This window comes from Oerskovia jenensis (assembly GCF_016907235.1).
GTDB classification, from domain to species: domain Bacteria; phylum Actinomycetota; class Actinomycetes; order Actinomycetales; family Cellulomonadaceae; genus Oerskovia; species Oerskovia jenensis.
Window position 1 is genome coordinate 102,202 of record NZ_JAFBBO010000001.1, and the last position, 11,466, is coordinate 113,667.

The 11,466-nt window shown below is 71.7% G+C and carries 12 protein-coding genes; 9 read left to right on the forward strand and 3 right to left on the reverse strand.

Annotated elements, in window-relative coordinates; genetic code table 11:
- The first annotated feature begins 148 nt into the window (after nt 1-148).
- A complete protein-coding gene (locus JOD49_RS00455) occupies nt 149-448 on the forward strand; it encodes a DUF4193 domain-containing protein (RefSeq protein WP_030152516.1) in 300 nt (99 codons plus the stop codon).
- Nucleotides 449-519: 71 nt separating this feature from the next.
- On the opposite strand, the gene JOD49_RS00460 is transcribed toward JOD49_RS00455, so the two are convergent.
- Nucleotides 520-1,050, reverse strand: a complete 531-nt coding sequence (locus tag JOD49_RS00460) for a DUF3093 domain-containing protein (protein WP_205305501.1) — start codon at nt 1,048-1,050, stop codon at nt 520-522.
- A gap of 153 nt (nt 1,051-1,203) precedes the next feature.
- Between JOD49_RS00460 and dut the strand changes: the two genes are divergently transcribed.
- The 4 genes from dut (at nt 1,204) to JOD49_RS00480 (ending at nt 3,935) form a co-directional block, all read left to right on the forward strand.
- Nucleotides 1,204-1,707, forward strand: coding sequence for a dUTP diphosphatase (gene dut, locus JOD49_RS00465; RefSeq protein ID WP_307822665.1), 504 nt, complete (start codon nt 1,204-1,206; stop codon nt 1,705-1,707).
- A 149-nt stretch (nt 1,708-1,856) separates the two neighbouring features.
- Nucleotides 1,857-2,615, forward strand: a complete 759-nt coding sequence (locus JOD49_RS00470; protein ID WP_205305502.1) for a DUF3710 domain-containing protein — start codon at nt 1,857-1,859, stop codon at nt 2,613-2,615.
- Between the two features lie 2 nt (nt 2,616-2,617).
- Nucleotides 2,618-2,986 carry an OB-fold nucleic acid binding domain-containing protein gene (locus JOD49_RS00475; protein ID WP_138824289.1) on the forward strand — a complete coding sequence of 123 codons (369 nt, stop codon included), beginning with the start codon at nt 2,618-2,620 and terminating at the stop codon, nt 2,984-2,986.
- 34 nt (nt 2,987-3,020) lie between these two features.
- Entirely contained in the window at nt 3,021-3,935 is a 915-nt protein-coding gene (locus JOD49_RS00480) for a DUF3159 domain-containing protein (protein WP_205305503.1), read from the forward strand.
- 58 nt (nt 3,936-3,993) lie between these two features.
- Here the strand turns inward: JOD49_RS00480 and JOD49_RS00485 are convergent, their stop codons facing one another.
- Both JOD49_RS00485 and JOD49_RS00490 read right to left on the reverse strand, forming a co-directional pair.
- Entirely contained in the window at nt 3,994-4,713 is a 720-nt protein-coding gene (locus tag JOD49_RS00485) for a potassium channel family protein (protein ID WP_205305504.1), read from the reverse strand.
- Complete coding sequence (locus JOD49_RS00490) at nt 4,713-5,366, reverse strand: potassium channel family protein (RefSeq protein ID WP_205308703.1); 654 nt, start codon at nt 5,364-5,366, stop codon at nt 4,713-4,715. Before JOD49_RS00490 ends, JOD49_RS00485 begins: the two co-directional genes overlap by 1 nt.
- Nucleotides 5,367-5,526: 160 nt before the next feature.
- On the opposite strand from JOD49_RS00490, the gene JOD49_RS00495 reads away from it, so the two are divergent.
- The 4 genes from JOD49_RS00495 (at nt 5,527) to JOD49_RS00510 (ending at nt 11,426) form a co-directional block, all read left to right on the forward strand.
- Nucleotides 5,527-7,539: an APC family permease gene (locus tag JOD49_RS00495; RefSeq protein WP_205305505.1), complete on the forward strand. Its 2,013-nt coding sequence runs from the start codon at nt 5,527-5,529 to the stop codon at nt 7,537-7,539.
- A gap of 125 nt (nt 7,540-7,664) precedes the next feature.
- The gene (locus tag JOD49_RS00500; RefSeq protein WP_205305506.1) at nt 7,665-8,942 is read left to right on the forward strand and encodes a class I SAM-dependent RNA methyltransferase; all 1,278 of its coding nucleotides are present in this window, start codon (nt 7,665-7,667) and stop codon (nt 8,940-8,942) included.
- Between the two features lie 247 nt (nt 8,943-9,189).
- Nucleotides 9,190-10,326 (forward strand): glycosyltransferase, encoded by a 1,137-nt coding sequence (locus JOD49_RS00505; protein ID WP_205305507.1) that lies wholly within the window; start codon nt 9,190-9,192, stop codon nt 10,324-10,326.
- Between the two features lie 83 nt (nt 10,327-10,409).
- Entirely contained in the window at nt 10,410-11,426 is a 1,017-nt protein-coding gene (locus JOD49_RS00510) for a magnesium and cobalt transport protein CorA (protein WP_205305508.1), read from the forward strand.
- Nucleotides 11,427-11,466: the final 40 nt, after the last annotated feature.

An 11,466-nucleotide genomic window follows, 5' to 3' on the forward strand; every position in this document is an offset into this window, starting at 1 on the left:
GGGAACAATTCCCGGCAGCAGAGCATTACACCGCGTACACCAGTCAGGACGTCCAGCAACACGTCCTACGGAGTGCCTGTTCGACGGCCTTCGCCGGACCGAACGACCCCCATGTTCGACCACGACGTTCCGGAGTGTGACCCCACAGATGGCAACTGACTACGACGCCCCCCGCAAGAGCGAAGAGGATCTCAGCGAGGACTCGATCCAAGAGCTGCAGGCTCGTCGCTCCGACAAGAGCTCGGGCGTTGTGGACGAAGACGAGACCGAAGCGGCCGAAGGGTTCGAGCTCCCGGGCGCGGACCTCTCCGGTGAAGAGCTCTCGGTCCGCGTGCTGCCTCGACAGGCTGACGAGTTCACCTGTTCGAGCTGCTTCCTCGTGCACCACCGCAGCCAGCTCGCGTACGAGAAGAACGGGCAGCAGATCTGCTCGGAGTGCGCGGCCTGACGGCCTGAGCCCCAACGACGGACGGCCGCCACCCCTCGAGGGGTGGCGGCCGTCCGCGCGTCCGGGGTCGGTCAGAGGTGGGTCGGCCCGGCGTCGGACACGGTGCCGGCGCTGCCCGCGCTGCCCGGCCCGGGTGCCGGGGTGCTCGCGGCGAGGGCCGCGGCGAGGTCGGTCGCGTGCCGGGTGGAGACGAGCCAGTACGGGGTCGGGTCGGCCGGGTCGACGAGCTCGACGCGCACACCGGTCCGGGCCCAGGCGCGCAGGCAGACGTAGGCCCGGGCGTCGAGCGACGGGCCGAGCTCTCGCGTCATGGCCGCGCGGTCGAGCACCGTGACCGTGCCCAGGAGCGACGTCGGGATCGTGGCCCGCCCGGCCCGCAGCACGCTGACCCCTTCCGGACCGGGACCGACCGAGACCACGGGGGAGGTCCACCATGCGAGCGCGAGGAGGACCACGAGGGCCACGACCGCCGTGCTGATCGACAGCACGTCGTCGACGGGCCACAGCGCCACCCCGAGGATGACGGCGAAGGCGGCGGCAGCGGACCACCCGCCGGGGCCGGGGAGCAGGCGTTCGCTGTAGGCAGGGGCAGGCTGAGGCATGCGCCTATCATCCCAGGAACTCGGGCCGTGGTCGTCGCCCATCCGGAGCCCGCACCGGACCCGTCCCGGCCCCGCGCGCCCGGGCGCCGCCGGTGGCGGGTTTCGCGGGTGTTCGCGGGTCCGCCCGGCGCGGACTAGGCTCTGCGGGTGCCCATCGACGAACAGGCGGCCCCGACCGCCCTCGCTCCCGTGCCCGCCCGACCGGGCGACGTCGAGGTGCTGGTCCAGCTCCTCGACGACGTGACCCCGGTCCCCGCCTACGCCCACCCGGGTGACGCCGGTGCGGACCTCGTGACGACGGTGGACGTGGAGATCGCACCGCAGGGCCGGGCGACCGTCCCGACCGGGCTCGCGATCGCGCTGCCCGACGGGTACGCCGCGTTCGTCCACCCCCGCTCGGGCCTCGCGGCCCGGCACGGCCTGACGATCGTCAACGCGCCCGGCACCGTCGACGCGGGCTACCGCGGTGAGATCAAGGTGATCCTGCACAACACGGACCCTCAGGTCCCGGTCGTGCTCCACCGGGGCGACCGCATCGCGCAGCTCGTGATCCAGAAGGTCGAGCACGCGCGCTTCCTGCAGGCCGAGCGGTTGCCCGGTTCGCACCGCGGCGAGGGCGGGTTCGGTTCCAGCGGCGGGTGGGTCGCCGCGCAGTGAGCCCTGCGCAGCAGGGTGTTCGCCTGTGGCCGAGGACGGTCACAGGTGTGACGCAGCGGTCTAGGGTGGTAGGAGCAGGGGCCGGTTCTGCCGTCCCGAACCAGTCGTGCTCGATGGTCGACGCGGCGAAGAGCTGAAGGAGAACGTCCGTGGGTTTGTTCCGGCGTAGTGCGTCGCAGAAGTCGAGCGACGAGGCGGTCGCCGCCGAGGTCTCCGGGACCGAGGAGAGCGCAGCAGAGGCGGTCGGTACCCAGGAACCCCAGGTCTCGGTCGCGCCCCCGGTGGGTGCTCGCGGGCCGTTCGACTCCTCGCAGGTGAGCGAGCTCGGTGCCCGCGCGGACCTCGGCGCCATCTGGCTGCCGGGCGTCCCCGGCATGGAGCTGCGCATGGAGGTCGACAAGAAGACGCAGAAGATCACGGGGGCCGCCGTGGCGGTCAACGGCTCCGCGCTGCAGATCCAGGCGTTCGCGGCTCCCAAGACCATGGGCATCTGGGACGAGATCCGTGAGGAGATCGCGGAGTCCGTGCGCCAGCAGGGCGGGACGGTCGACGACATCCCCGGCACGTTCGGTCGCGAGCTGCTCGCGAAGCTCCCGGCCACGGGCCCGGACGGTCAGCAGGGCTTCCGCGCGGCCCGGTTCGTCGGGGTCGACGGCCCGCGCTGGTTCCTGCGGGGGGTCCTAACGGGCAAGGCCGCGGCGGACCCGGAGGCGGCCCGGCTGCTCGAGTCGGTCTTCGCGAACATCGTCGTCGTCCGTGACCAGAACGCCCGTCCGCCGCGAGACCTCCTCGCGATGCACCTGCCGGGCCAGGCACCGCGGCCCGCGGCCGCACCGGAGGGGGCGGCTCCCTCGCTCCCCGCCTTCGACCCGCTCACGCGCGGGCCGGAGATCACCGAGAGGCGCTGACCATGACGCTGCGCCAGGCACTGCATTCCGTGCTGGCCTCCCAGGAGGAGATCGCCGCGGACGAGGAGCGTCACGACTCGGCCAGCCAGGTCGGCTGCTCGGCCGTCTCCGACCTCGCGAACCGCAAGCGCGCGACCGTCTCGGGCGTGATGCGCTCGGTCATCCTGCGCCCGCGGGAGGGCGTCCCCACGGTCGAGGCCGAGCTCTACGACGGGTCGGGCTCGCTCGACCTGGTCTGGCTCGGTCGTCGCCGCATTGCGGGCGTCGAGCCCGGTCGGCGCGTGCGCGTCGAGGGTCTGGTCTGCGAGATCGCGGGCCGTCGCACCATGTTCAACCCCCGCTACGAGCTGCGTCCCCGCGCAGGCGAGTGAGTCCGTGACCCTTCCCGCAGGCGAGAGAGACGACATGACGCACGAGCCCACCCGTGAGCGCGGCCCGGTGGACCCCGCCCTGGAGGTCGAGGAGGTCGCCGAGGCGATCGACGACGTCGTCCCTCCGGACGAGGGGGCGGCCCGCGGCGTGCGCGCCCTGGCGGGGGAGTCGTTCTCGCTCGCCGAGACCATCGGCGGGGTGCGCGGTCTCGTGGAGTCCATGGCTCCCGGGCTCGTGTTCGTGGTCGTGTTCATCGCGACGGGCAACACGCTGCGGCCTGCGCTCATCGCGTCGGTCGCGGTCGCGCTCGTGGCCGTGGCGGCCCGTCTGGTCCAGCGCACGCCCATCACGCAGGCGTTCGGCGGCTTCCTGGGCGTAGCGATCGGCGTCCTGTGGGCGTGGCGTTCGGGCGAGGCGCAGAACTACTACGCGGCGGGGCTGCTCACGAACGCGGCCTACCTGGTCGCGATGGCGGTCTCGGTGCTCGTGCGGTGGCCCGTGGTGGGCCTCGTGGTCGAGGCGCTGCGCAGCGGGTGGACGGACGGGGACAAGGTCAAGGCCGCGGTCGCGGCGAGCGACGTGCCCGACGGCGCCACGACCTCGGCCGCGCACGTCGCCCCGGGGGAGCGTGCCGAGGACGGCGCCGGCAGTGCTGGAGGCGACCAGGACGAGCCGGCTCCCGGCGCGTTCCGGGCCTGGTCCCAGCGCTGGCGTCAGGACGCGGCGCTCATGCGGCGCTACGCGCTGGCGACGTGGCTGTGGGTCGGGATGTTCGCGCTGCGCCTCGCCGTCCAGGTCCCGCTGTTCCTGGCCGGCGAGGACGCCGTCGCCTGGCTGGGCACGGCCCGCCTCGTGATGGGCATTCCCCTGTGGGCGCTGACCCTCTGGCTGACCTGGCTGCTGGTCCGCCGCCCGCACGTGGCGGAGCCGGTCCCCGCGAACGGGTGAGTCCGCGGCCCTACCGTGCCCGCAGCACGGAGGCCGCAGTCACGGTAGGGGCCGTCGGTCACCCTCGGACGGGCAGGCCGGTCGTCTCGTCGACGATCCCGGTGTCCTCGTCCGGGGACGGATGGATCAGGACCCGCAGGAGCTCGGCCTCGTCGACGTCGCGGCCCGTGACGATGAGCAGCTCGTCGCCCACCTCGAGGGTGTCGTCGATGCTCGGGGCGATGGGCTGGGTCCCCCGGACGATCGCCGCGAGCACGGTGTCCTGGGGCCAGGGCACCTGGCCGACGCGGGTACCGATGAGCGGCGAGTCGGGGGGCAGCGTGAGCTCGAGGATGTCAGCGCCCGACTGGTGGAACGTGAAGATCCGGACCAGGTCGCCGACCGCGACGGCCTCCTCGACCATGGACGTCATGATGCGGGGGGTCGAGACCGCGACGTCGACGCCCCAGGACTCGTCGAACATCCACTCGTTCTTGGGGTTGTTGACGCGCGCGACGGTCCGCGGGACCCCGAACTCGGTCTTGGCCAGGAGCGAGACCACGAGGTTGACCTTGTCGTCACCCGTGGCCGCGACGATGACGTCGCACTCGTCGACCTTGGCTTCTGCGAGGGTCGAGAGCTCGCACGCGTCCGCGAGGAGCCAGTCGGCGTCGGCGACCTGCGCGACCCGCATCGCGGCCGGCTGCTTGTCGATGATCATGACCTCGTGGTCGTGGCTGAGCAGCTCGCGGGCGATCGAGCGGCCGACCGAGCCTGCTCCGACGATGACGACGTGCATCAGTTCTCCTCGATCTTGGGGGCGTGCGTGAGGAGACGCTCGACCGTCGGTGCGTCCGCGGCACGCATGAGCACGTGCAGCACGTCGTTCTCCTGCAGGACCGTGCCGGGGGTCGCGAGGACGCCCTCGCCGAACCGGCCCAGGAACGCGACGCGCGCCCCGGTCACCGACTCGATCGTCGCCACGGACCGCCCGGCCCACTCGGGGTGGAAGTCGGTCTGCGCGAGCCTGACCTGCCCGGAGGGGTCGCGGTACTCGTCGGTCGCGCCGAGGGGGAGCATCCTGCGCAGCACCTGGTCGGAGGTCCACCGGACCGTGGCCACGGTCGGGATGCCGAGGCGCTGGTAGATCTCGGCGCGGTGCGGGTCGTAGATCCGGGCCACGACGTTGTCGACGCCGTAGGTCTCGCGGACCACGCGCGCGGCGAGGATGTTGGAGTTGTCCCCGTCGGAGACCGCGGCGAACGCGTACGCGTCCTCGATCCCCGCCTGGATCAGGGTGTCCCGGTCGAAGCCCAGACCCGTCACCTTCTTGCCGGAGAACTCCGAGGACAGCCGTCGGAAGGCGTCGGGGTTCTGGTCGACCACGGCCACCGAGTGGCCGCGGTTCTCGAGAGACTGGGCGAGGGTGGCGCCGACACGGCCACATCCCATGATCACGAAGTGCACGGACGAAACGCTACCGCGCGCCCGTCCCCGGCCGGTACCGGCGCGGGCGGGGCGGTGGGTCCGGGACGCGACGGGACGCTCTCGTCGAGATCCGTCGGGGCGGTGGAGGGGTCAAGGGTGCCGAGAGGGCCTAGCATGGGCCAACGTGTCGGATATCGCTGATGCCGCCAAACGCCTGTTGCTCGGACGCCCTGTCCGCAGCGACGACTTGGGGCACACCCTGCTGCCGAAGCGCATCGCGCTCCCGGTCTTCGCCTCGGACGCGCTCTCCTCGGTGGCGTACGCCCCCGACGAGATCCTCCTGACCCTGTCGATCGCGGGCCTCGCGGCCACGACGATCTCCCCGTGGGTGGGTCTCGCGGTCGTCGTGGTCCTGCTGACGGTGGTCGCGTCGTACCGCCAGAACGTGCACGCCTACCCGTCGGGCGGCGGCGACTACGAGGTCGCCACGGTCAACCTCGGCCCCACGGCGGGTGTGGGGGTCGCCTCGGCGCTCATGGTCGACTACGTCCTCACGGTGGCCGTGTCGATCTCCTCGGGGGCCCAGTACGCGGCCGCGGCCATGCCGTTCCTGCGGGGCCACGAGGCTGCGTTCGCGATCACGCTCGTCATCCTGCTGGCGCTCGTCAACCTTCGTGGGGTCAAGGAGTCGGGGTCGTTCTTCGCGATCCCGGTGTACCTGTTCATGTTCGCGATCGGCATGACGGCCGTGGTGGGCTTCGTCCGGTACGCCACGGGAACCCTGCCCATGGCCGAGAGTGCGTCCTACCAGCTCGTCGCGGAGAGCCACTTCGACCAGGGCCTGACCGGGCTCGCGGGGGCGTTCCTCGTGGCGCGCGCCTTCGCGTCGGGCTGTGCCGCGCTCACGGGTGTCGAGGCCATCAGCAACGGCGTGCCGGCCTTCAAGAAGCCCAAGTCCCGCAACGCGGCGACCACGCTCGCACTGCTCGGCACGATCTCCGCGGTCATGATCATGGCGATCCTCTTCCTCGCGCAGAAGACGGGCGTGCACTTCGCCGAGAACCCGGCCGAGCAGCTCACGATCAACGGTCAGCCCGTCCCGGACGACTTCGTGCAGGACCCGGTCATCGGCCAGCTCGCCCAGGCCATCTTCCAGGGCTTCCCGATCGCCTTCTACCTGGTGGCCGCGGTCACCGGGCTCATCCTCGTCTTCGCGGCGAACACGGCGTTCAACGGGTTCCCCGTGCTCGGCTCGATCCTGGCCAAGGACGGGTACCTCCCGCGGCAGCTCCACACGCGCGGCGACCGGCTCGCGTTCTCGAACGGGATCGTGACCCTCGCGGTCGCGGCGATCGCCCTGATCTGGGCTTTCGACGCGCAGGTCACGCGCCTGATCCAGCTCTACATCGTCGGCGTCTTCGTGTCCTTCACGCTCTCGCAGCTCGGCATGATCAAGCACTGGACCAGGGAGCTGCGCACGACCCCGGACCCGCGCTTCCGCACCAAGATGAAGCGGTCCCGTGTCGTCAACGCGATCGGCTTCGGCATGACGGGCACGGTCCTGATCATCGTCCTGCTGACCAAGTTCACGCACGGTGCGTGGATCGCGATCCTCGCGATGGGCGTGGTGTTCGTGCTCATGCGGGCGATCCGCAAGCACTACGACTCGGTGAGCGAGGAGCTCACGCTCGGTGAGGACCCCGCGGCGGCGCGCGCGCTGCCGAGCCGCGTCCACGCGCTCGTCCTGGTCTCCAAGCTGCACAAGCCGACCATGCGCGCGCTCGCCTACGCCCGCGCGTCGCGGCCCTCGGTCCTGGAGGCCGTGACGGTCGGCGTGGACCCCGAGGAGGTCGCCGAGTTCACCGCGGAGTGGGAGGCGCTCGACCTCCCGGTCCCGCTGCGCGTCCTCGACTCGCCGTACCGCGAGATCACCCGGCCGATCCTGTCCTACGTGCGCTCGATCCGGCGGGAGAGCCCGCGCGACCTCGTCGTGGTCTACATCCCCGAGTACGTCGTGGGGCACTGGTGGGAGCACCTGCTGCACAACCAGAGCGCGCTGCGGCTCAAGGGCCGGTTGCTGTTCACCCCGGGGGTCGTCGTGGCCTCCGTGCCGTGGCAGCTCTCGTCGACCAAGGGGCAGACGGGGCTCGAGAAGGAGAACTTCGCGGCCCAGCAGCGGATCAACCGCCGGTACTGAGGGGCCCCCGGCGCGGTCGTGGCTGCTGGACCGGGGCGCTGCCGGTGACCGAACGTGTGCGGTCCCACGCCCCGTCGGTGAACGGTCCGGAGCCCGGAGCGGTTCGCGTCCGGGATACTAGGGGGGTGTCTGAAACCCTGAACCCCACGTCCACCGCCCCCGAGTCTCAACCTCTGGTCGAGCTCGAGGTGGGACCTGTCGCGCACGGCGGCCACTGCGTCGCGCGACTCGACGGGCGCGTTATCTTCGTCCGGCACGCGCTGCCGGGCGAGCGGGTGCTGGCCCGGATCACCGACGACGGGCAGGACGCGAAGTTCTGGCGCGCCGACGCCGTCGAGATCCTCGACGCCTCCGAGGACCGGGTCCCCGCGGCCTGGCCCGCAGCCGGACCCGGGGGAGCGGGCGGTGGCGAGCTCTCGCACGTCTCGCTGCCGGCGCAGCGCCGGTGGAAGGCCGCCGTCCTCCAGGAGCAGCTCAAGCGCCTCGCCGGCCTTGACCTTCAGGTAGAGGTTGAGGGTGCGCCCGGGGACGACGAGCGGGGTGGCCTCGGCTACCGCACCCGCATCGACCTCGTCGCGGACGACCAGGGCCGTGCGGGCATGCGCGTGTTCCGCTCGCACGACGTCGTCGCGCTCGACGAGATGCCGCTCGCGACCCCCGAGGTCGCCGCGCTCGCCGAGGCCGAGGAGGTCTTCACGCGCCGCTGGCGTCCGGGGACCACGCTCGAGCTCGTCGCCCCCGCAGGCGGCGCCGACCCGATCCTTCTGGTCGACGGCGTCGTGTGGCACTCGGGCCACATCGACCGTCGCCCCCACGCACGTCGCGCCGTGACCGAGACCGTCACGGTCGCCGGGACCGAGCACTCGTTCCGCGTGGCCGCCGACGGCTTCTGGCAGGTCCACCGCGAGGCACCCGCGCTGCTCGCGGAGGCCGTGCTGCGGGCCGCCGGACCGCTCGACGAGGCGACCGTGGTCGACCTGTACTCGGGCGCCGGACTCTTCACGCTGCCGTTGGCCGACGCCGTCGGCGAGACCGGGCGCGTCGTGGCGATCGAGGGCGACGAGCGCGCCGTCAAGGATGCTCGCCGCAACGCGTTCGAGAAGCCGCAGGTCGAGCTCCACCACGGACCGGTCGAGAAGGTGCTCGCGGCCAAGGACCACGCGGCTCCCACGGCCGACGTCGTGGTCCTCGACCCCCCGCGCACGGGCGCCGGTCGCAAGGTCGTCGACGCCGTCGCCGCGCTCCAGGCCCCCCGCGTGGTCTACGTCGCGTGCGACCCCGCGGCCCTGGCCCGCGACATCGCCTACTTCGCGAAGCACGGCTACTCGGTCGAGTCGGTCACCGGGTACGACCTGTTCCCGCACACCCACCACGTCGAGGCGATCGCCGTCCTGACCCGGTGAGCCCTGGGGGCGTCGTCGGCCTCTGACCTGTACCTTCGTGCGGACGGACCGCCGAGACGTCCGTACGACGTCGCGCGCGCGGCCGGTCCGCGTGGTGCCCGCCTCGGCTCGTCGCCGCACGGACGACGCACGAGCGCCGCACGAAGGGCTCGGGGGCGACGGGCGTTCGCCTGTCGTCCGGGCACATCTCGGGAGACGATGGGTGGACGTGCCGGGTCCCGCCGGCCTGATGAGCAGAAGAGGGCGCATGCAGGTCACCGTGGTGGTTCCGACGTTCAACGAGGGTCCGAACGTGCGCGAGCTCGTGCGTCGTCTCGGCGACGCGGTCGAGGGTCTCGACGCGGAGGTGCTGTTCGTCGACGACTCGAGGGACGACACGCCCGACGAGATCCGACGCGTGGCCACGACCTCGCGGCTGCCGGTGCGGCTGCTGCACCGGCAGGAGCCGGACGGGGGTCTGAGCGGGGCCGTGGTCGAGGGCCTGCGTGCTGCGCGGGGCGAGTGGGTCGTGGTCATGGACGGGGACCTGCAGCATCCCCCGGAGATGGTCCCGGTGCTCCTGGAGACGGCCAGGGAGACCGCGGCCGACGTCGTCGTCGCCTCGCGCTACGTCGGGGGCGGTGATGCGGGCGGGCTCGACGGCCGGTGGCGTCACCTCGTGTCGACCGCGTCCTCCCTGCTGGCGAGGTCGATGTTCCCCCTGCGGCTGCGCAACGTGACGGACCCGATGACGGGGTTCTTCGCGGTGCGCACCGCGTCGATCGACCTGGCGGGGCTGCGTCCCCGAGGGTTCAAGATCCTCCTGGAGATCCTGGCCCGCAACAAGGTCGAGGTCGTCGAGGAGCCGTTCGTGTTCGGGGAGCGGTTCGCCGGCGAGTCCAAGGCGACGCTCGCGAACGGGCTGCGGTACCTGCAACAGCTCACGGCGTTGCGGTTCGGGCGGCTCTCGACGTTCGCGCTCGTCGGAGCGTTCGGTGCGGTCATGAACCTGGCGATCATGTGGGGCCTGGAGCAGTTCGGGGTGCACTACATGCCTGCCGCGGTGGTCTCGGCCGCGGTCACCATCGTCACCAACTTCCTGCTGCTCGAGCACTTCGTGTTCCACGACCTGCGCTCGGAGGGGCGCAGCGTGTGGAAGCGCGCGGCGCAGTCCTTCACGTTCAACGGGATCGAGGCCGCCGTGCGGCTGCCGTTCCTGCACTGGCTCGTGGTCCTGACCGGCATGCCACCGGTCCTGGCCCAGGCACTGACCCTGGTGGTCGCGTTCCTCCTGCGCTTCGTCTTCCACGCCCAGGTCGTCTACCGGCCACGCACGAACGTCCCCGAGCGCGTCGCCCCGCTGATCGAGGAACCGACGAGCACGGCCTCCGACGACGACCAGTAGCCGCCCGGCCGGCCCGTGGGCCCCGACCTGCCATGATGGTCGCCGCGCTCCGCTCGGACGCGACCGACCGGAGGAAGGCCAGCATGGGCATCGTCGACAACGCGGTCTACGTCGACGGGCTGCGCACGGCCAACCCGTCGAGCTTCGACGAGACCTTCGAGACGCTGCGTGAACGGCACGGGCTCGCGTGGATCGGCCTCTACCGGCCGAGCGAGACCGAGATCCGCGCGGTCGCGGACGAGTTCTCGTTGCACCATCTCGCGGTCGACGACGCGATCGCGGCCCATCAGCGGCCCAAGCTCGAACGCTACGACGACAACCTCTTCGTGGTGCTGCGGCCCGCCCGGTACCTGGACGCCGAGGAGCGGGTCGAGTTCGGCGAGCTGCACGTCTTCGTCGGGCCCGACTACGTCGTGACGGTCCGCCACGCGGAGTCCCCGGACGTGGGTGCGGTCCGCCGTCGCCTCGAGGCCACGCCCGAGCTCCTGCGCCTCGGGCCCGAAGCCATCCTGTACGCCGTGCTCGACCAGGTCGTCGACGAGTACGCCCCGGTGGTCGAGGGGCTGCAGAACGACATCGACGAGATCGAGGACCAGCTCTTCAGCGGCGACCCGGCCGTCTCGCGACGCATCTACGAGCTCTCGCGCGAGGTCATCTCCTTCCAGCGGGCCACGCACCCGGTCGTCGGCATCCTCCAGGCGCTCGAGCGCGGCTTCGAGAAGTACGGCGTCGACATCGAGCTCCAACGCAACCTGCGGGACGTGCTCGACCACTCGCTCCGCCTCGCGGAGCAGGCCGACTCGTTCCGCGTGCTGCTCCAGAACGCGCTCATGGTCCAGGCCACGCTCGTCGCGCAGCACCAGAACGAGGAGATGCGCAGGCTGTCCGAGACGAGCCTCGCGCAGGGCGAGGAGGTCAAGAAGATCTCCTCCTGGGCCGCGATCCTCTTCGCGCCCACGCTCGTCGGCACGATCTACGGCATGAACTTCGAGCGCATGCCCGAGCTCGGCTGGGGCCTCGGGTACCCGGCGGCCGTCGCGGCGATGGTCGCCATGGGGTTCGCGCTCTACCTGATCTTCAAGCGGCACAAGTGGTTGTGACGGCCCCGGCCGGGCCCGGCACGGCTTCGACAGGGCGAAA